This window comes from Pseudomonas sp. Y3 TE3536, from assembly GCF_053629175.1.
Genome location: NZ_JBRJHU010000001.1, coordinates 4,351,096 through 4,369,822 on the forward strand (window position 1 = coordinate 4,351,096; position 18,727 = coordinate 4,369,822).

At 58.9% G+C, this 18,727-nt stretch carries 18 protein-coding genes; 9 read left to right on the plus strand and 9 right to left on the minus strand.

The window, feature by feature from the left end:
* The first annotated feature begins 393 nt into the window (after positions 1–393).
* Positions 394–861, plus strand: a complete 468-nt coding sequence (locus AB7M33_RS19790; protein ID WP_454243390.1) for a lysozyme inhibitor LprI family protein — start codon at positions 394–396, stop codon at positions 859–861.
* A 174-nt stretch (positions 862–1,035) separates the two neighbouring features.
* On the opposite strand, the gene AB7M33_RS19795 is transcribed toward AB7M33_RS19790, so the two are convergent.
* Both AB7M33_RS19795 and AB7M33_RS19800 read right to left on the minus strand, forming a co-directional pair.
* Entirely contained in the window at positions 1,036–1,305 is a 270-nt protein-coding gene (locus AB7M33_RS19795; RefSeq protein WP_027596157.1) for a DUF3077 domain-containing protein, read from the minus strand.
* 14 nt (positions 1,306–1,319) lie between these two features.
* Entirely contained in the window at positions 1,320–1,562 is a 243-nt protein-coding gene (locus tag AB7M33_RS19800) for a hypothetical protein (RefSeq protein ID WP_027596158.1), read from the minus strand.
* A gap of 2,761 nt (positions 1,563–4,323) precedes the next feature.
* Here AB7M33_RS19800 and AB7M33_RS19805 point away from each other — a divergent pair.
* Positions 4,324–4,974, plus strand: a complete 651-nt coding sequence (locus AB7M33_RS19805) for a methyl-accepting chemotaxis protein (protein WP_371925411.1) — start codon at positions 4,324–4,326, stop codon at positions 4,972–4,974.
* Positions 4,975–5,046: 72 nt separating this feature from the next.
* Here AB7M33_RS19805 and AB7M33_RS19810 read toward each other — a convergent pair whose 3' ends face one another.
* Positions 5,047–7,092 carry a TonB-dependent receptor domain-containing protein gene (locus AB7M33_RS19810; protein ID WP_454243391.1) on the minus strand — a complete coding sequence of 682 codons (2,046 nt, stop codon included), beginning with the start codon at positions 7,090–7,092 and terminating at the stop codon, positions 5,047–5,049.
* A 238-nt stretch (positions 7,093–7,330) separates the two neighbouring features.
* Positions 7,331–8,494 (minus strand): AAA family ATPase, encoded by a 1,164-nt coding sequence (locus AB7M33_RS19815; RefSeq protein ID WP_186679892.1) that lies wholly within the window; start codon positions 8,492–8,494, stop codon positions 7,331–7,333.
* Positions 8,495–8,725: 231 nt separating this feature from the next.
* Here AB7M33_RS19815 and AB7M33_RS19820 point away from each other — a divergent pair, with 231 nt between their 5' ends.
* Complete coding sequence (locus AB7M33_RS19820; RefSeq protein ID WP_454243392.1) at positions 8,726–9,235, plus strand: GNAT family N-acetyltransferase; 510 nt, start codon at positions 8,726–8,728, stop codon at positions 9,233–9,235.
* Between the two features lie 23 nt (positions 9,236–9,258).
* Here AB7M33_RS19820 and AB7M33_RS19825 read toward each other — a convergent pair whose 3' ends face one another.
* On the minus strand, positions 9,259–9,633 hold the full coding sequence (locus AB7M33_RS19825; RefSeq protein ID WP_027596163.1) for a cupin domain-containing protein: 375 nt from the start codon (positions 9,631–9,633) through the stop codon (positions 9,259–9,261).
* A gap of 72 nt (positions 9,634–9,705) precedes the next feature.
* Positions 9,706–10,530, minus strand: a complete 825-nt coding sequence (locus AB7M33_RS19830) for an AraC family transcriptional regulator (RefSeq protein WP_085273110.1) — start codon at positions 10,528–10,530, stop codon at positions 9,706–9,708.
* A 175-nt stretch (positions 10,531–10,705) separates the two neighbouring features.
* Here AB7M33_RS19830 and AB7M33_RS19835 point away from each other — a divergent pair, with 175 nt between their 5' ends.
* From AB7M33_RS19835 to AB7M33_RS19850, 4 genes are all read left to right on the plus strand, one after another.
* The gene (locus AB7M33_RS19835; RefSeq protein WP_454244238.1) at positions 10,706–11,392 is read left to right on the plus strand and encodes a hypothetical protein; all 687 of its coding nucleotides are present in this window, start codon (positions 10,706–10,708) and stop codon (positions 11,390–11,392) included.
* Positions 11,393–11,694: 302 nt separating this feature from the next.
* Positions 11,695–12,888 carry an ATP-binding protein gene (locus AB7M33_RS19840; RefSeq protein WP_265967826.1) on the plus strand — a complete coding sequence of 398 codons (1,194 nt, stop codon included), beginning with the start codon at positions 11,695–11,697 and terminating at the stop codon, positions 12,886–12,888.
* Positions 12,889–12,955: 67 nt separating this feature from the next.
* A complete protein-coding gene (locus tag AB7M33_RS19845; protein WP_454243393.1) occupies positions 12,956–13,738 on the plus strand; it encodes a hypothetical protein in 783 nt (260 codons plus the stop codon).
* Between the two features lie 363 nt (positions 13,739–14,101).
* On the plus strand, positions 14,102–14,389 hold the full coding sequence (locus AB7M33_RS19850; RefSeq protein WP_265967828.1) for a hypothetical protein: 288 nt from the start codon (positions 14,102–14,104) through the stop codon (positions 14,387–14,389).
* Positions 14,390–14,525: 136 nt separating this feature from the next.
* Here AB7M33_RS19850 and AB7M33_RS19855 read toward each other — a convergent pair whose 3' ends face one another.
* From AB7M33_RS19855 to AB7M33_RS19865, 3 genes are all read right to left on the minus strand, one after another.
* Complete coding sequence (locus tag AB7M33_RS19855; RefSeq protein WP_454243394.1) at positions 14,526–15,011, minus strand: N-acetyltransferase family protein; 486 nt, start codon at positions 15,009–15,011, stop codon at positions 14,526–14,528.
* Positions 15,008–15,268, minus strand: a complete 261-nt coding sequence (locus AB7M33_RS19860; RefSeq protein ID WP_454243395.1) for a helix-hairpin-helix domain-containing protein — start codon at positions 15,266–15,268, stop codon at positions 15,008–15,010. The genes AB7M33_RS19855 and AB7M33_RS19860 overlap by 4 nt, the downstream gene beginning before the upstream one ends.
* A gap of 64 nt (positions 15,269–15,332) precedes the next feature.
* Positions 15,333–16,328 (minus strand): 5'-nucleotidase, encoded by a 996-nt coding sequence (locus tag AB7M33_RS19865; protein WP_099428903.1) that lies wholly within the window; start codon positions 16,326–16,328, stop codon positions 15,333–15,335.
* Between the two features lie 363 nt (positions 16,329–16,691).
* On the opposite strand from AB7M33_RS19865, the gene AB7M33_RS19870 reads away from it, so the two are divergent.
* Both AB7M33_RS19870 and AB7M33_RS19875 read left to right on the plus strand, forming a co-directional pair.
* Positions 16,692–18,362, plus strand: coding sequence for a hypothetical protein (locus tag AB7M33_RS19870; protein ID WP_265967831.1), 1,671 nt, complete (start codon positions 16,692–16,694; stop codon positions 18,360–18,362).
* Between the two features lie 35 nt (positions 18,363–18,397).
* Positions 18,398–18,727, plus strand: a complete 330-nt coding sequence (locus tag AB7M33_RS19875) for a hypothetical protein (RefSeq protein ID WP_027596171.1) — start codon at positions 18,398–18,400, stop codon at positions 18,725–18,727.

Here is an 18,727-nt window from a genome sequence, read left to right on the forward strand (position 1 = left end):
CTAAGCGTAGGAGGCGAGCGGGCGGAGCGTTGTTAGCTATCTGGGCTGTCGGTATCTGCGTATACCCTGGCAAGCACTGGATCTACGTAATGATGCCGGGAATCATAGGGTTCTTCAGCGCTTGGCCTCCAGAGCTGCACGATAAGCGTTGAGGCGCTGGCGGGCCGCGCCGGAGGGGCAGGTGGCTTTGCGCTTGATCAGCGCGGCCTTGTAGCTGGCCTTTGCAAGCGGGGCGGTCGGGCACTACTCGCCAACCGAGTCCCGGTCATAGGCCGATTCGCGGCCATCGCGCGTGCGGTACATCCGATATTGCCATTGAAAGTGGAGATTGTGTGCAACGTGCTTCTCCGGCACGATGCAGCCGGCGAATTTTCACCTCAAGGAGTGAGATCTATGAAAAGGATTTTTAAAGCAGGTTTTCTGGCTTTGTTGGCAGCCGGCATGGTGCATGCTGATGTTGGGAGGGAAGAGGCCCTAGATGAGGCAGTGCGTCAGTTCGCTGCGAAGATTGAAACCGAGTGGCAACAGTGCTTAAGAAAGCCGAACACGCGTACGACGCAAGATAGTGATCTGTGCCTGTTAGCGATGGTGCAGGCGGCGAATGAAGGAGTCAAAAAGAAGTATCAGGAAAAAATGGTGACCGCTCAGGATATGGCCGAGCACCCAGATAGGTTTGCATCCTACGAGAAAGTTCCTTCAATGCTCAAAGGCTCTCAGGCGCTGTGGGAGCAGTATGTCAAAACTGACTGCGACGGAATTTACGCGGAGAACGCGGCTGGAACCGCTCGCTCTGGTGAATCCCTCTTTTGCGAATACAAACATGCACTTCATCGCCTGCGCGCACTGGATGAATGGTTCTAAAGCCTTTGGTCTTCCGCCCTTCAATACTCGGCCGTTAGTGGCTTTTTCTGGGGGCAGGCATCTGCGATTGCGCTTGGATCGTTGGGGCCGCTATGCGGCCCTTTCCGACCGGTCCGGCGCCCCGGCAAGGCCGCTCCTACAGAGGGGGCGTCGGGCCTTTAGAGGGGGTTGTGATCAAGAGGTGGCCATCATTCCAAGTTCAGCATCGTCGAGCAGGGCCTTGGCCAGGGCGCAGAGGTAGTGCGAGGCCCAGAGCAGTTGGGGTTTGTCTTCCATCAGGCCGTCGATTGAGAGGTCGCGGGCATAGCCCATCAGTTCCGAGGCTTGTTCGCGGGCGCTTTGGCAGGGGATGCCGGGTTCGATACGGAACAGTGGGTGGGTCTGGTTTTCACCTTGGTAGAAGGTGGTTTTACCGACAGTGAATTTGGTTTCTTCGGTGGCCATGGTTTGATCTCCCTTCAGTGCTGGCTCGTCGGACCCGTCGGCATTTGCAGCTGTGCCAATGCCACTTCAAGCATTCTGCGCAGGGCTTCGAGTTCGTGCACTGACGCCATGATCAACAAGGAGGAGGGCGACTTGGGTTGCATCATCATCGCCTGCTGGGCGACGGCTTCGGCACAGAGTGCGTAGTCTGCAGCCATCATTAGCGTGTCTTCCAGGGAGTGGAAGTTGTGGGGTGGATCGGGGACTATCTTCAGCATGCTTACGCTCCAACAATGGTTGAGCTGCAGCCCGCCTCGCTGTCAAACAAGAAGGTGGCAGCTGTACGCGGGTTGACAGACCGAGATTGTTGGCACTCGGCGCACACGAGGGTGCCCGCACGTACAGCCGCCATAAGCGTATGCACACGGACAACAATCGACGGCCTGTCAAAACCGGTCGCTGGATTGGCAGCGACAGGCCGAGACTATGACTCACGTTTTGCGTGCGCAACGAAAAACAGGCGTCGCGAGTATCTTTGGGAAATGCCCTACAAGAAAGGGGCTAAATCTGATTTTCCAGCGGTTAGGCGTAACTACATGTATCGCGCTCACCGCACAGGGAAACGTAACTCCATGTGAGTGCAAGAATATTCAGAATTAGTTTAAAATTCGCGCCTCTGCCATCTCAAAGGACTGAATTTGTGGTAAGTCAAAATGCCATCACCTGCCCACACTGTCAGGGTCAAAACGTACAGCTTCTTTCTGTCATTCATGCCGCCGGAACCTCTCATTTCCAAGCCACTCATGAGGCGCACTCAGGATTCGGGCCGCGTGTAACTGTTGAAACAACCGGGCGCCAGCAGACTAATCTGAGCGCTAGCGTCGCACCTCCAGGCGCTAAACGTCTGCGGGGCCCGATAGTGCTTACAGTGGTGGGCGGCATCATCCTTTACGATGGGCTCAAATTGTCCTGGGAAGTGGACTGGACCAGGTTCTTCATTGGTGTGACGTTCATCACCATCGGTGTGATCGGATTTGTGCGGCACTGGCGGCACAACGTTGTGCAATATGATCAGTACGAAGAGTGGCGTCGTACCTGGCTGTGCCATGCCTGCAACACGAGATTCCAACCTTCCTAACGTACACCTCAATAGTCGTTAGAGCCCGCCTAGTGCGTAATGCTGTTCACTTAAGTTATTCATCGCCTGTAGTGGGGCCGCTTTGCGGCCCATCGCGGCACAAGGCCGCTCCCACCCGAACTGTGTAGCCTCAAAGGCTAGCGCCGCACCTGTGGGAGCTGGCTTGCCAGCGATGAGGCCGGCACAAGCACCACAAGACAGTTGCTCCCACAACGATCGCTTCATTCTCCCCGCGCCCCTTCAGGGTGCAAAGTGGCCTGAAATAACAGCCTTTATGCACCATCAGTAAGCGTCCAGTGCTAGCTACTACCCCTCAATACGCTTGGATTACAGTTGGCGTAGAAGTTGCTGGCATTTTGGCATCTGTGTCGCTTATGGTGAACTTAATGTCGCTTTCAAGTAGTTCCATGCAGTTGTCATCGAGCGAGCGGGGCTGGCTGCCCTGGTTCGGCAAAGCCGGCAAGTTCAGCATGGGGTGGGCGTGCCGCCTCAATCGTTCGAACTATGGAGAAATCGAGCAGACGTTCGAAGCCATTGCCCAAACGCGGGTGCAGTTGCTGCACAACTGGGCGCGCGAACAATGGGATCACCTGGCAGAGTTGGCGGAATACCTGGCAGCAGACTTCGCTCATGTGCAGCCTTCGGCATTACTCGACAAGCTGGCACAGGCCGAAGACTTTTCCGAACTGAGTGTGATCGACTGCACTGGCAACGTCAGGGTATCCACTTGGCCAAAGCGTGGCAGCACGCGGATCGAGCAGCACGCGGCGTTGGCCCATGGTTTGAAAGCGCCGTTTCTTCACGGGCCTTACAGCGACCCGTTGACCTTGCAGATCGGCCCATCCTCGTCGCGTTTTCACGATGAGGTGACGCTGATGTTCTATCAGCCGATCAGGCACGCGGGCAAAGTCCTTGGCTGCCTGTGTGGTCGGGCCCCCAATGATGTGCTGGGCGACCTGATCCAACGCGAGGCCGGGCATATCTATGCCGAGTCGGGCGACAATTACCTGTTCATGGTGCAGTCACGCTTCGACCCGACCGTGCAGCCAGGCACCGCCTTGTCCCGTTCGCGCTTCGAAGACGGGACGTTTACCCATGGTGAAAACCTCAAGAGCGGCGTGCGTACGCCCTGGAGCACTGTGCAGGTGCAGCGCCATACCGAGTTGGAGTTGCGCTTCACCGACCCCGCGACGCGTGAGCTGCACCCCGGCGTGCGGGAAACCATCCGGCGTGGCGCCAACCTGTTCGTGACGTACCCGGGTTATTCGGACTACCGCCATGTGCCTGTGGTCGGCAAGGGCGTGACCTTCCAGTTACCAGGGTCGCTCGACCGCTGGGGCATGATGTGCGAGGCAGACTTGGAGGAGGTCTACCGCCGCCGTTCGCTGAGCTACCGGTTAATGAAACCCTACGTGGCGAGCATGGTTGGGCTGTTCGGCTGTAATTACCTGGTGCAGCATTACGCCGGATTGCCACAGGGGGTGAACGACGCCATCCAGGCCCTCAGCATGCTCGTCGCTACGCTGCTGTTCGGCGTGCTCGGGCCCAGGCGCCTGGCGGCCAGGTTGAACGGCATGAGCGGTGTGCTGCGTACCATCGCCGAGGGTGAGGGCAACCTGCGCCAGCGCCTGGACACGGGCGCCCTGGCCAATGACGAGAGTGGCGACATGGCGCGCTGGATCAACAGTTTCATCGACCGCCTGGATGCCGTGGTGGGGCAGGTGGTCAAGGCCAGCCGCACGGTTGGCAGCACCAACCAGATGATGCTCGGGCGCAGCCAGGAAGCGAGCGTGAGCTCTGTCGAGGTGGCCGATGCGGTGCACCAGATGATGATCATCATGGAGGAGCAGCTCGGTGAGCTGCAGCAGGCGTCGGTCAGCGCCGAACAGATGAAGCAGGCCATGGACGAGGTGGTCAGCCGCGCCCGCGAGCAGTACCTGGCTGTGCAGGCTGGCACCCAATCGATTCGCGATGTGGTGGCCCGCTCGGCCTCCAGTGTGCAGCTGCTCGACAGCCGCATGGCGCAGATTGGCAATATCACCGGGCTGATCAGCGACATCACCAACCAGACCAACCTACTGGCGCTGAATGCCGCCATTGAGGCGGCACGGGCGGGCGAGCATGGCCGTGGGTTTGCGGTGGTGGCCGATGAAGTGCGCAGCCTGGCGGCCCGCACCGCACGGGCGGCCGACGATATCCGGCACATGGTTGAAGGCCTGCAGAACGAAACGCAGCAAGCGGTGAGCTTTATGGAGGAGGGCGTGCAGAACGTCGATGATAGTTTGCGCCTGGCAGAGGATGCGTCGTCGGAGAACGTGCAACTTCATCAGGCGGTGGAGGGCATGTTCGCCATCATCCAGCAGCTCAACCGCCGCAGCATCGAGTACGGCAAGACCATCGAGCAGGTTAACCACTCCTCCAGCGAGATGCGCCAAACCGCAGTGGTGCTGCAAAACAGCGCGCAGAAGGTAAAGGTGGATGCCGGCAAGCTGCAGAAGCTGGTGGGGCAGTTCGAGGTCAGCGGTGATGGCGAACGGGTCGCTGCTGCTTGAGCGCCGACGGCGCCTCACACAAGTCACCCAGAATTCGCGTAAAAGTGCGAATTCTGGGTTGTCCGCTGCCAATTAGAAGTAGGTAGTTACCCCGGCAAAGTACGCCCGACCGGGTACGTAAAAGCTGGTCGAGTCATCACGTGGGTCTTCATCCAGCAGGTTCTGCACGCCGACGTTCAGGGTCAGCCAGCGGGTGGCTGACCAGTTGGCGGTCAGATCGTACGTGGTGTACGACTTGACGAAGTCGGTGCCCAGGCCGCGTTGCTTGCCCACGTGCTGAGCTGACAATTCTGTGCCGATCCGTTCGGTGATCTGCCAGTCGATGGCGCTGAACAACGACAGTTTCGGCGAGCTGATCAGGTCTTCACCGGTCGACAGGTTGCGGCTTTCGAGCATGTAGGTAGCGTTGGTGCGCCAGCTGGCATTTTCCCACAACGGCACTTTGGTGCTGCCTTCCCAGCCGCGGGTGCGGGCTTCCTCAGCATTTTCAAGCATGGTCCACCAACGGCCCTGGAAATACCCCAGCGGCGCGTACTCGATTTTGTCCTCGAAGTCGGTGTGGAAGTAAGTGAGGCTGGCCTCCCAACCGTCGCGGTCGAAGGAGACACCAATCTCCTTGTTGGTGCTGATTTCTGGGCGCAGGTTCGGGTTGCCGGCCATCCAGCAACTGCCGGTGACGTAACCCAGCGGGCGTAGCGATGTACAACCGCGACCGCCCGAGTTGGTCGCCGCGCCAGCACTGCCTTCTTTCAGGCTGGGGGCACGGAAACCTCGAGACACGCCACCGCGCACCGTCCAGTCAGGGTGAGGGTGATAGACCAGGTAAGCACGTGGGCTGTTATGGTTGCCGTATTCGTCGCTGTGGTCGAAGCGGTTCCCCAACGTCAGCGATAGGTTATCGAGCAGAAACAGCTCGTCCTCGACGAACAGCGCAGAGTAGTCGCCCTCAAGGTCCGCGCCGCCCACCGCTGCCCCTTGGTAATCAACGGGTACGGTGCCCAGCGTGTCGGTGTTGGTCAGTTGCTCACGCTTCCACTGGCCGCCAACGGTGAGGCGCTGGTTTACCAACAGGTCAAACGGGATGTTAAGGCTACCCTCGACGATTTTTTCTTCCGAGTTAGCCTTGCCCTCGCTGAGGTCGTTGTTGAACTTGTTCAGGTAAGCGTCGATACGCGAGGTGCCAAAGCCCCAGTCGCCGTGGTGGGAGACTACGAAGCTATCACGGGTGAGGCGTCCGGCACCGAAGGCTTCACCTACCGTGTCACCCCAGTCGCCGTAGGTTTTCTTCGACGACCACGAACGCTCGACGCCTTGGATCGCTTCGAAGGACAACTCATGGTTTTCGTTGATCTGCCAATTAAGCAACGCGTTGACGCTGTGGTCTTTGGCACCGCCGGCGCCGTCGTTGTAAACGAAGTCACCCAGTGCATCGAGGCGTGGCGCGGCTTCGTCGGCAGCGCGCCGAGTCAGGTTGGCGCCCAGGCGCAGCCCCAGGGAGTCGGTGACAGGGCCAGAAAGGTTAATGCTGGTCTGGTTGGTCTGACCACGGTCGGAATCTTCCGGGATCGTGGTGTTGACGTTGAGCGAGCCGCTCCACTCACGGGACACTTTACGGGTGATGATATTGATTACGCCGCCCATGGCGTCTGACCCATACAACGATGACATCGGCCCGCGCACGATCTCGATTCGCTCAATCATGTTCGGCGAGATCCAGTTGATGTCCTGGCGACCCAGATCACGGCGGTAATTCGTGTCGGCGGAACTGCCGACGCGTTTACCGTCCACCAGGATCAAGGTGTATTTGTCGTCGAGGCCGCGCAGCTTGATTTTCGACTGCTCGCCCACCGGGCCGTAGCCCCCGGTGACGCCGGGTATGCGGCGTAGCAGGGTGTTCAGGTCGTAGACCGGCTGTCGCTCGATCTCTTCCCGGGTAATGACGCTGACACTGGCCGGCGCGTCGCGCACATCAGTGCCGCCGCCCGTGGCGGTGACGAACGAAGCTTCCAGTTCGGTGGCGGGGAGCGGTTCAAGCTCATAGGCTTCCTCGGCCTGGACGGCAGTCGCGGTGAGCAGCGCGACGGTGAGCAGGGCACGGGAAAAAGGTGGGCATGGCATCGTGAAACAGTCCTTGTCGAGCGGTTGGATTCCAGGGGCAGAATGCAATCGGGGCAGGACACTAACGCAAATGAGAATTGTTTAAAAGAAAATGTTAAAAATAATTTACTGAAAATTTACAAAAAATTGACCCAGCGAAGGGGCATTCCAGGCTTACAGCCACGGCTACCTGACGGCAGGCCGTTACCGGCCTGCACACCAAGAATCTGACAGTCCCGAAAGAGCATTCAGGTCGCGATCAATCCACCCAGCGCCACAGCGGCTCATCTAACAGCCCAACACCGCGCAGCTGCGTTTGCCCCTGGATTTTCTCCAGCTCCAGCACATTGCAGCCGTCACAGGCCGACAGCGCCTCGATCAACGGGGCGCTGTGGGATACGACCCAAACTTGGCTACGACGCGAAGCGCGAATGATCAACCGCGCTAGCGCAGGAAGCAGGTCAGCATGCAAGCTGGTTTCCGGCTCGTTCAGCACCATCAAAGACGGCGGCCGTGGCGTCAACAGTGCTGCCATCAACAGCAGATAACGCAGGGTCCCATCCGACAATTCAGCACCCCCCAGCGGGCGCAAAAGCCCGTGCTGATGGAGCTGTACGCTGAACAGCCCACCAGGCGGCGCATCGATCGCCAGGCGACTCCCGGGAAACGCGTCATCCAGTGCCGCTACCAGGTCTTCAACCTCACCAATCTCGATGATGGTCTGCAATGCCGAGGCAAGGTTGCGCCCATCGTGATGCAGAACCGGCGAGCGAGTCCCGAGCTGTGGTTGACGGCAAGGCGCGTCACGGTCGATACGGAAGTGATCGTAGAACCGCCAGCTGTTGATGAACGCCCGCAGCTCCCCGATCTCGGGTGCCTGACGTGGCCGGCCAACGATGTTGAAAAAGCTCTCACAGCTGTCGGCATGTTGATCGAGTACCGTCCAACTGTTTCCCTCCCGGGCACGAACCATCGCGTTTTTACGTTCAACCAGCAAGGACGATGGCCGGTACGCGCCGGCGGCCCAGATGGCTTCGGTTTTGATCTCGGGGTCGAGCATGAATGCGCTGGGATAGGGCAGGGGAATCGGCAGGCCGAGTGAGATGGCAAAGCCGAAATCCTCGGTGGCGAAGCCGAGCCGCAGGCGTTTGGCGTCGCTCGGGTGCTGGCCTTGGATGGGTACTTCACCGCGCTTCATGCGTGCGCTCATCTCAGGCCCCGCCCACCAGGTCGAATCCAGCCCGCCTTCGCGAGCCAGCGCTTCGATCACGCCGCCCTGGGCGGTTTCGGCGAGCAGGCGCAGGGCTTTGTACAGGTTGGATTTGCCGCTGCCGTTGGCACCGGTCACCAAGTTGAGTTGGCCTAATGGCAACACAAGGTGGTTGATCGAGCGGTAGTTGCCGATGGCGAGGGTGGTGAGCATGTGGGGCGTCCCAGCTTGAACTGAGTGGCCGATTGTGGCGGAACTGGAGCGGCCTTACTACCGCGGGCCTTTGCTTGGATCGATCGGGCCGCTACAGGGGGCGGCGTTGGGCCTGTCATTCTGCCGTTACGCGTAACGGTATAGATCGCGCAAAAGCGTACGCACTTCGACAAGCTCGCCGGTCCTCATGTACAAGTCACTCATTGCATATGGAAATCAACCGGAGGGAGCATGGTGTCGATACACCCACTAGCGGCGAATGAATGGCGAGTCTACCGGGACCTGCGTTTACAGGCACTGATCGACTCACCCGATGCCTTCGCAAGCCAATACGAAGATGAGGCTGCCAGAGACGATTCAGCGTGGGCAGCACGTGTCTCTACAGCTGCTGCGTCCGCCAGCGCCCACGTCTTGATTGCCTTTCAGCACACTGAACCCTGTGGCTTGGTGTGGTGTAAATCCTTGGACGCTGAACCCCCTGTCGTTGAGCTTTTCCAGATGTGGGTGAGTCCTTCATCTCGCGGAACAGGCGCCGGCAGAGCATTACTCGATGCCGCCATCGCCTGGGCTGTAACACGCAATGCAGAGCGTGTCTGCTTGGGCGTGACCCGCGCAGACAGCCCGGCAATGCACCTGTACCAATCAAGTGGCTTCTGCCCAGTCGGTGAGCCAGAACCTTTGCGGCCGGGCTCGGCTTTGACATCCCAACCCATGGAGCTGCGCTTGAAGCGCCCTGAATAATGCCGCCCTGAAGCAGCGCCGACTCAGATCCACACGTCGTTCAAGGCTGTGCGCTCACCCCCTTCATGGCCGGTATTCAGCACGCCGCGTGGCTCGATCATCATCAGTTTCGCCTCCCCCTGGGCCGCTGTCCTGTGCTCCACCCCACGTGGCACCACATACAGTTCGCCCGGGTTCACATAGACGCAGCCCTCGGGCAGGTCGATGCGCAACGTGCCTTCAAGCACAAGAAACGCTTCGTCGGTCTCAGGGTGCGAGTGCCAGATGAATTCACCCTCGATTCGCACGACCTTGAACTGGTAGTCGTTCATTTCGGCGACCACCCTCGGGCTCCACTGTCGATCGATCAGCGAAGCCTTTTGGGCCAGGTTTACAGGTTGCAAGTTGGTGTCGGACATGACGGATCCTCTGTAGTTGAGGTAGTCAGCCTATCGAACCCAAAGCGCGCGGCGCTTGTACGATCCTGCAAGTCAGCGCGTAGGCCGCAGCCGTTCCAGCCAGCGCAACGGCGACACGCCATAGCTGCGGGTGAAGTGCCGGGTCATGTGGCTTTGATCGTGAAAGCCCGCAGCCAGGGCTGCATCGACCAGCGTGAAGCCATCCAGCATCAGCCGCCGAACAGTGTCCAGGCGCCGCAGCGTGACAAAGCGGTAGGGGCTGGTGCCGTAAAGGGCGCGGAAGTCCCGTGACAAGCTCCACTGCTCGCGCCCGCTGGCCTGTTCGAGCATTTCCAGGGTGATGCCCAGGTGCAGGTGCTCCATGATGAATGCCCGGGCGCGCTCGGCCGAGCGGTAGTCCAGGCGTTTGCGACCGCGTGGCTTGCCGCCGACTGCACGCAAGGCCATGGCCAAGTCATAGACGGCGTCCTGCTCTTCCAGTGTTTCCAGGGGGTGGTCCAGTGCCTGCACGAAGGCTTCACTGGCGCGGTACAGGCGCGGGTCGCTGGACAGCCCGCCAGCAATGAAGGGTAACGGCTCACCGCTGAGCACGTTTTGGATCAACGCTGGGTCGATGTAAGCCATGCGGTAGCGAAAGCCCGCATCCGTGCCGGCCATGCCGTCATGCACTTCATCAGGGTGCAGGACCAGCGTATTGCCGGGTACGCCGTGGCACAGTGCCCCCTTGTAGTGAAAGCTCTGCACGCCGGCGAGGGTGCGGCCGATCGAATAGGTGTCGTGACGATGCGGATCGTAGCCATGGCTACCGAACCATGCTTCGATCCGCTCTACGCTGCCGGGTTGAGCGCTGCGTATGACCCAGTCGGAGGTGGCTGCGTGGGCTGTTTTACGTTCCATCGAGGGGCTTTCCTGCCGGGTTCCCTGCATGAGTGTCACTTGAAAACGATTGCCTTCTGATTAAAGCTGCGCTCAGGTCAGAGGCCTGAACCCCTAAGCCAGATCGGGGGTCCTAGCGTACAGAAAACGCGAACCAAGGAGGGGTATGTCCAACGTGAAATGCACCCAATCGCTTATGGTATTGCTGGCAGCGGCCACACTCGCCGCCTGCGTCCCCTGGAAGCGCGAGCGCCCCGCCTACGCAGACCTTTGCCAATCCGAATTTCAATTCAAAGTGCCAGGCCTGCAGGGGGAGACTACCCTCTACCTGGAAACCTACCTCTACGACCACGCCGCCCACTGGAGCGACCGGCCAATCGAGCAAGTCCTGCACGTCGAGTACCCCGGCGAGAAGTACGCGCGGCGTGAATTCTATGTGCAACTGATCGCCTACAACAAAAACCGCCAGCGTCCGTCGTCCAGCTCCACCCGCGGCGAGCCGCCGATCCCGATCCTCTACGACAGCCGCCAGGCCTCTATCACCTTCGAAGATGGCTCACGCCTGCAGGCGCGGCCCGAGGTGTACCTAGGCATCGACAAAACCTACGACTATCCGCTCGTTTACCCAACCGCCGCGCGCCCATCGCCCTACGACATCAACAGCGACGAAGTACACCGCAACATCCCCAAGATCACCAACAACAAACGCTACGGCTCCGCTTATGTGATTTTCCAGACGGACAAGTTCGATGCCAATTCCAAGTGGACCATCCACCTGGGCGCGCTAGAGGCTCAAGGCCAGAAACTGCCGATTCCCCCGATCAAACTCTGCTACCAACCTGTGAAGAAATGGATCGGTATCGAGCCTTTGATGCGGCCATGAGGTAATGCGTTTATCGGCATTCCACCGCCGTGGTGCTGCGCCCCTATATTTGAACTGCCCAGTCCTGGGCTGGAAAAGGCCGAATCCAAACTCGAGAAAGGTGTTGGCGAAAATGATCCGAGAAGCGGCGGTTGGATTGCAACCCTCCACCTAGCAATCCAGGCTCGGATCAGGGCGCCGATCTTGAGCCGGGGCAGCTGCACCGCATAGCTAGGATGCTGTCCTTGGAAAGCTATTGCCGAATCAAGCGAAGTTAGCTAAGTTATCGAATTAAGATAACTTCAGTAATCTCGGTATAAATCATGGACCCAGTCGCAAATCCATACTCTCCTGGAGCAGGTGCGCCGCCTTCTGAGCTAGCCGGCCGGGATGCATTGCGAACGCAGGTGAGCGTTGCTATCGCGCGTATTCGTCGTGGACGGGCAGCGAAGAGCATCCTCATGGTGGGTTTGCGTGGTGTAGGAAAGACTGTATTGCTAGAGAAGATGCGTAGTGAAGCGGAGGCTGCTGGGGCTCACGCCATACGTATGGAAGCGCCGGAAAATCGCTCGCTACCCGCGCTGTTGGCGCCTCAGCTGCGTTTGGCGTTGTTGCGTTTAAGCCGAGTTGAAGCGGCTCGGGACTTGGCACAACGTGGGCTTCGCGCGTTAGCCGGCTTTGCAAAGTCTTTGAAGGTTACGCACGCCGACATTGAAGTGGGGCTGGATTTTGAGCCGGAACCCGGTCTGGCTGATAACGGAGATCTTGAAGGCGACTTGGCGACATTGCTTGAGGAGGCCGGCAAGGCTGCTCAACGCGCTGATACTGCCCTGGTGATGTTCATTGATGAACTTCAATATGTACCCGAGGAGCAGTTGGCCGCGCTGATTTCTGCCTTGCATCGATGCGCGCAATTGCAGTTGCCTGTCACGCTGGTGGGGGCGGGGCTTCCTCAGTTACGTGGACGGTGTGGAAACGCCAAATCCTATGCAGAGCGGCTTTTTGATTTTCCTGAGATCGGCCCGCTTGCTGCGGATGCTGCAGGGCGCGCGGTGGTCAAGCCAGCAGAAAATGAAGGGGTCGCCTTTGAGGCGGACGCTGTTGAGAGTGTACTGGCACACACTCTGGGTTACCCGTACTTTCTTCAGGAATGGGGTAAGCACTCGTGGGATGTGGCCACGAAGAGCCCCATTACCAAGGCCGATGTTGAAGCTGCATCCGCACAGGCCATCGCCACATTGGATGAGAGTTTTTTCCGGGTTCGATTCGATCGCCTCACACCGGCCGAAAAAAAGTATCTGCGAGGCATGGCAGACATGGGGCCAGGCCCGCATCGCTCTGGTGATATCGCGGCCAGGCTGGAACGCAAAGTTTCAACGCTTGCACCGTTGCGTAGCGCGTTGATTGAAAAAGGGATGATATATAGTCCGAGTCATGGTGATACGGCGTTTACGGTGCCGCTGTTTGACGAGTTTATGTGCCGTATCATGCCGGGTGAAGACTGGCTGATCACATAAAGTAGTATGAATGGATTCGCGGTTGGTAAATTGTAGTTGGGATAAACAGTGAAGGGAGTTTCACAAAGTGACGGTGCTGGATGGTGTGTTTGCGGGTGTTTTTGTTGCGGTTGTGGCGTGGTGTGTGTGGTTTTTTATTCGCTTTATAGATGATCTTGAAGATCATTTTAGACGGCTTGGGTTTTGTAAAGACCTGAAAGGTGCCCTTAAAGCGGGTCAGCCAACATGGGCCGAAATTTGCGACATCGCAGAACTCCGTAACGTTGGAAAACAGGTAGCGTTCCAGGAAGTAAAGAAAGTACTTCGCGATGTGATTGTTGGTCGTGAGGAAGGAAATGACGTGAAGCCTCATCGTAAACTACTAGAGGGATATCTAGCTGAATATCGGGTAGAGGAGCCATTTGAAGGGCTTCCTAGCAATACCCGGATATCTCTTGAGAGGCTGCGTCAGGACTTGGGGGGCGAAGCTTCTGCACTCCGTTCCTTAACGAGCCACTTCAGAGAGTTGTTGCAGATACACGACGCTATCAACCGGAGGCAACGTTTTTACACATTCGGTGGGTTCTTGGTGGGTGTCGCTGGTTTTTTGTTTGGCGTGGTCATCTGGTTTTTCCCAACTATAGGTCAGACGGCTGAGCCTGCAGCTTTCAAAATTTCGTCGGTTGCTGGCCTACGGGGTGGTGTAGTTTGCATAAATGGTTTTGTTTATTCACAGGGCTCTGACGAAGAGAGTTCACCTTGGTACGGAGTTTATAAACCGATTGAAAGTGAAGCCATAGGGTTGGCGAGTGCCGGTGGAGGCGAGGGTTCACGATCAGGAATTCCTTTACCTTGCAGTACAAAGCCGTAGAACCTGGCCTTGTTTTCGTGGATCATCGTTGTTGACTAAATGCAGCATCTGGGAATGTGGCCTCACTCCCGCGGACTGGCGGGCGAATTCGTTGATTAGGTGCTGGACGCTCATCTCTAGGGACGACAGCCCCAGCGATCTTGATGTGATGTTCTGGGTGGGGGCAATAGTTGTTCGCTATCGCGGATGTGCCTGACTTGGCTCAAGGACAGGGTCGACCCGTCTCCGGCTTCAGTCATCGAATTGCACCGGGAGGCCATGAATCAGCGACCCAGCCCACTTGCTAGAATGACAAGAGTCGTTGAAGTGGGCAGTTACTGCCTATTCCGGCAAAACCGAACACAACCGAACAGGAGTCGGGTGATGAGGCGTGTGATTCTGGCTTTACTACTGGCAGCATCTGGCGCAGCCCAGGCGGGCATTCCGTTACTGAATGCGACATGCCCGGGTAATATCGAGGTCCATGCCGACAAGGGCGGTCCGATTTATATCAATGGCAAGGAAGGAAAGCTGAAGACGTTCAACGAGAACTACTTCGAAGCTAAAGGCAGTGGGGTGACCATTTCGTTGTCCATCAACCCTGACGGCTCGGCGGATGTCTCGTACACCGGCAAGAACAGAGCCAATGGTGTTTGCCAGGTCAAGGGATAACGGTGGCTGTATGGCCAAGGGGCCCCTGCGATGGGCTGCACAGCAGCCCCAATCACAGCCGCACCAAGACTAACTGAAAGGCAGGGTTAATGACTCGCTTGCGATCGGCAAATACCAGCGCAAGGTCTAGGTGATTTCACACAAAACGCGATCCGCCTGAAGGGTCAAAGGCTGGAAGCGTTTTCTGCATGACAACCGTCCGCTCCTCCCCATAAAACGCATCCCGCACTGTGCAAAAGCCCAACCCTGCATAAAACCCTTCCGCCGTAATGGAGGAGGGCACACGCAACACCTTCAGCCCACGCGCAATCGCTTCCTCTTCGATCACTGCCAGCATCTGTTTCCCGACCCCAAGCCCTTGATGCTGGGGTTCGACAAACACACTTCTGACCACATCCCCGTCAAGACTGGCCGTGGCAATCACCTCATCCTCAATCAATGCCACAAACACCAACCGCCGAGTCAGCATCTCAAGAATGGCCGCCGCACTGAAAGACGCCTCGATGCGCGAGATAGTCTCGGCATCATAGTCAGCCGCGTTCGACCCGCGTAAGGCCGCTATCACGACTCGGCTTATGCCCTCGGCATCGTCTGCATTCGCCAAGCGAATAGGGCAACTCACTCTCGCGCCCCCGATGCACTCAACTGGGTTTCCTTCGCCAACTGAATAGCCGCATTGATCGCAGCCCGTGCCTGGGGGCTGTTTTTCCAGCATGTGGAGCCAACGGCCGCTGATGCCTGGGCCAAAATGTCATCGACATTCGCTTCGCTAAGCATCGCCAGCGAATCAATCCCCATCTGCTCTAGGCGAGCGATAACGGTTGGCCCTACGCCCTTGAGGGCCAGCAATGCTGTGTGTTCCGTCAGTGGAAATGGCATCCGTAAACTCCTGTTATCGGCAAATACTGCCGCTGGAGTTTACCAACTCGCTTGCCTGCTGGGGCTAATCAAGTTTCTCCAGTGCGTTGCTTTGTGGTGTTTCCACCGGCTGTTTCGAAAATCGCTTCGGCCCACTTCTGTTTGCCACCCCAAACGGCACATGCACCATCGGCAGGTCGCCGGCCGGTGATTGCAGGTGGCTGCGTTGATCATCGAAGAACACGTGGGGTTTGAGAATCGACAACACCCGGGGCTTTTCCATCCCGCCAAGGAAGAAGCACTCATCCGGCGACACGCCCCAATCCTTCAACGTGGTCACCACCCGCTCGTGCGACGGCGCGTTGCGCGCGGTCACGATGGCGATGCGCAAGATGCGTTTGTAGTTCGGGTCTTGTGCCAGCTTCTGGTCTTCGAGCGTGCGAATGTGGGAGAGCTTGCGGTACAGGTCTGCCAGTGGCCCGGGCTGGTGGGGGATGGCCTTGCGGGCCCGCTCGTGGGCCTGGAAGTCGTCCAGGTTGTCGTTCTGCTTGTACACGCTTTCCGCTTCGTCATCGGCGATCACGCCGTCAAAGTCGAAGGCCACGCGCAGCTCGGTGTCGATCTCATCGTCGTAGATGCGCGTCGGCAGCACCAGGCCAGCGGGGTAGCTGGCGTCGATGGCACGCTGCACGTCGTCTTCGTTGGCGCTGAGAAACAACGAGGCGTTGAAGGCCGGGATGTACTCGTGGGGCGAGCGGCCGGACATGAAGGCGGCGCGGGTGATGTCCAGTTGGTAATGGCTGATGGAGCGGAACACGCGCAAGCCGGTTTCGGGCGAGTTGCGCGAGAGCAACACCACTTCCACGGGGAGTTGGTCGGGGAAGGCCTGGTTGATGCTGAGGAAGCGGCGAATGAACGGGAACGCAACGCCCCTCGGGAAGGGCTCATCCAGGTTTTGCTCCTGGTGCTGGCGGTAAGCCTCGACGCCGTCGGCCTTGTAGATGTCGTCAGACACGGTGAGGTCGAAAAGTGCACTGGAGGCCACGCCAATGACCAGCTTGTGTTCGATGGGGTAGGGCATTGAACGTGCTCCTTGAGGGGTGCAGGTGACGAGTATACGGGTATGCAGGCGGGTGATGGTTAATTGGGGCCGCTCCGCGCCCCTTCGCGGGCAAGCCCACAGGGAAGGCGCATGCTGGCAAACGCGGCACAGATCATTAGCGTTGCCATCGTTAGGCTACTATGTATAATCCCGCCGAAACCCGCATTCCAGAGCGGTTAACCATGGAAAGGCAAGTTTCTTGATGCGTTTCTAGCCGATGCCCTCCAGCGGCACTGCCCGCCATTTTACGCATTGCATTTACTCCGTTGCATCCAGGCCATTGCTGGGCGTTGGCGAAGCCATGCCCCGCAACAGGCTGCACGCATTTCAACAAGGATATTCATGAAAAAGCGTTTCGTTCTCTGTGCCCTGGCCTCCGCCTTGGCAGGTTGCAACTCCGAATACAACTTCGACGAAGTCACCAGCTACACCGGCACTGTCGGGTCGCCGCATGCGCTGTACCTCGAGCGCAAGTCGGGCGAGCGGCTGAACGGCACCGTGGTGCACAAAGTGGGTGACCGGGTGCTGCAGGCGTTCAAGGTCGAAGACGGCAAAGTGGTCGGCGAATGGAAGGAGTTCGACCAGGACGGCAAGCTGCTGGTAGAAGGCCAGTTGCAGGACGGTGCGTTTGTCGGGCCCAAGAAGACCTGGTGCAAGGGCGAGTTCGCCGAGCACCTGGACAACGTCATCACCCTCGAAGGCGGGCGCCGCAGCGAGCAGCACTACGACTGCGCCACAGGCCTGCAGGTCAGTGACAGCACAGAGATCCCGACCGTTGATTTCCGCAAGCGCGCGATCCGTGTCGGCACCCAGCGCGAGTGGAAGGTGATCGATGGCCAGCAGAAGCTCACCCTGCTGGAGACCTTCGCCAGCGATGGCTCCGGCAAGCTCGATGGCCTGGTGGAGCACTATGACTACCAGGGCACATTGAAGGACCGCGCTACCTACAAGGCTGGCGAGCTCGATGGCGTGCGTGAGACCTGGACGTCGTTCACGGATGGCACGTCGGTGCCGGCCACAAAGGTCGAGTACAGCGCAGGCAAAAAAAACGGCCTGTACGAGGTGTACTTCATTCGCGGCTGGCCTGCTGGCACGGTCTCCGAAAAGGGCAGCTACAAGGACGACAAGCAGGCTGGCGTGTGGGTCAACTATCAGCCTGGCTCGGCCCAGGTACGTGATGTCGACAGCCCGCCAGACACCTCGCCCATGGCCATGCGCCTGTGGGACGCCGCCCAGGGCCAGGCGCGTACGTCGGACTGGGCAAAAGAGATCAAGGACCTCGACGCCTTCGCCTACCTGCTGAAAAGCGCCGGCATCAATGTCAATCAACGCCTGCATTACGAGAACAAGCCGCTGATCACCGTGGTCGCCGATAACGCCTACGACTACCTGATCTCGGTTGGCGCCGACCCGATGGGGCGGGATATCAACGGCAACACGCGCCTGATGAACTGCCTGGCGGGCAGCGACTACAGCTCGTGCAGCTTCGCGCACATGATCACCCTGGCGGGCAAGGAAGACCTGAAGGCGCACAACGTCTACGGCGACACCGCGCTGTCGGTGTTCTGCCAGAAAGCCGGCAGCCTGCAACGCCGCCATGGCGCCGGCCAGCAGCCTGAAGCGCTGTTCCAGGCACTGCTCAAGGGCAGCGACGTCAACGCCAAGGCCTACGGCGGCGAGACGGCCTTGCATGCCTGCATGGCCCAGCGTAACCACAGCTACGCCGAAGCGCTGGTCGCGGCGGGCGCTGACCTGAATGCAGCCGATGTCGATGGCACCACGCCGGTGGCCGCGGCCTTCTTCAACAGCTACAACCTGGCGGCAGCCGGGCAGCGGGTGGGCTGGTCCGAGAACGTGATCCGCTTCGCTGCCAGCTACCAGGGCAAGTCCGACTTCACCTTCGACACGCCGCTGGCGGCGTTCGGCAAATCGATTCGCCAGCTGGTGCTGGAAAACGGCGACACGGCCTCGGCGATGTTGATCGACTCCCTGGTGGGCACCGCCAAGGGTTGATTGTTTCTTTCAGGATCTACAGACAAGGATTACCTATGCGTCACTTCAAATACGTGCTGGCAGCACTGCCGTTCTGTGTACTGGCTGGCTGCGGCAACGACGCGCTGGATGGCACCTACGAGGCCACGACCAGCGTGATGGGCTACAGCGCAGGCAAGCAGACGGTCGAGTTCTCCAGCGACTACATCATTGCGGCAGGCAACAAGATCAAGGTCGACGAGTGGGAGCGCAAGGACGACGTGGTAGTGGCCCGTGATGCCAACGGTGTCGCGCTGATCAACGTCCGCGTGCTGGACGGCGGCAAGCGTCTTGAGTCGATTGGTGGCAACAACATGGCCAAGCAAGTGTTCGTGCGCGTCGACTGA

Excerpts from the sequence above, each read along its gene's own strand:
- AB7M33_RS19840 (WP_265967826.1), top strand. The coding sequence starts at position 11,695 with ATGGACCCAGTCGCAAATCCATACTCTCCTGGAGCAGGTGCGCCGCCT.
- AB7M33_RS19875 (WP_027596171.1), top strand. The coding sequence starts at position 18,398 with ATGCGTCACTTCAAATACGTGCTGGCAGCACTGCCGTTCTGTGTACTG.
- AB7M33_RS19795 (WP_027596157.1), bottom strand. The coding sequence starts at position 1,305 with ATGGCCACCGAAGAAACCAAATTCACTGTCGGTAAAACCACCTTCTAC.
- AB7M33_RS19815 (WP_186679892.1), bottom strand. The coding sequence starts at position 8,494 with ATGCTCACCACCCTCGCCATCGGCAACTACCGCTCGATCAACCACCTT.
- AB7M33_RS19800 (WP_027596158.1), bottom strand. The coding sequence starts at position 1,562 with ATGCTGAAGATAGTCCCCGATCCACCCCACAACTTCCACTCCCTGGAA.
- AB7M33_RS19825 (WP_027596163.1), bottom strand. The coding sequence starts at position 9,633 with ATGTCCGACACCAACTTGCAACCTGTAAACCTGGCCCAAAAGGCTTCG.
- AB7M33_RS19860 (WP_454243395.1), bottom strand. The coding sequence starts at position 15,268 with ATGCCATTTCCACTGACGGAACACACAGCATTGCTGGCCCTCAAGGGC.
- AB7M33_RS19810 (WP_454243391.1), bottom strand. The coding sequence starts at position 7,092 with ATGCCATGCCCACCTTTTTCCCGTGCCCTGCTCACCGTCGCGCTGCTC.
- AB7M33_RS19865 (WP_099428903.1), bottom strand. The coding sequence starts at position 16,328 with ATGCCCTACCCCATCGAACACAAGCTGGTCATTGGCGTGGCCTCCAGT.
- AB7M33_RS19820 (WP_454243392.1), top strand. The coding sequence starts at position 8,726 with ATGGTGTCGATACACCCACTAGCGGCGAATGAATGGCGAGTCTACCGG.
- AB7M33_RS19830 (WP_085273110.1), bottom strand. The coding sequence starts at position 10,530 with ATGGAACGTAAAACAGCCCACGCAGCCACCTCCGACTGGGTCATACGC.
- AB7M33_RS19805 (WP_371925411.1), top strand. The coding sequence starts at position 4,324 with ATGGACGAGGTGGTCAGCCGCGCCCGCGAGCAGTACCTGGCTGTGCAG.
- AB7M33_RS19835 (WP_454244238.1), top strand. The coding sequence starts at position 10,706 with ATGGTATTGCTGGCAGCGGCCACACTCGCCGCCTGCGTCCCCTGGAAG.
- AB7M33_RS19790 (WP_454243390.1), top strand. The coding sequence starts at position 394 with ATGAAAAGGATTTTTAAAGCAGGTTTTCTGGCTTTGTTGGCAGCCGGC.
- AB7M33_RS19870 (WP_265967831.1), top strand. The coding sequence starts at position 16,692 with ATGAAAAAGCGTTTCGTTCTCTGTGCCCTGGCCTCCGCCTTGGCAGGT.
- AB7M33_RS19850 (WP_265967828.1), top strand. The coding sequence starts at position 14,102 with ATGAGGCGTGTGATTCTGGCTTTACTACTGGCAGCATCTGGCGCAGCC.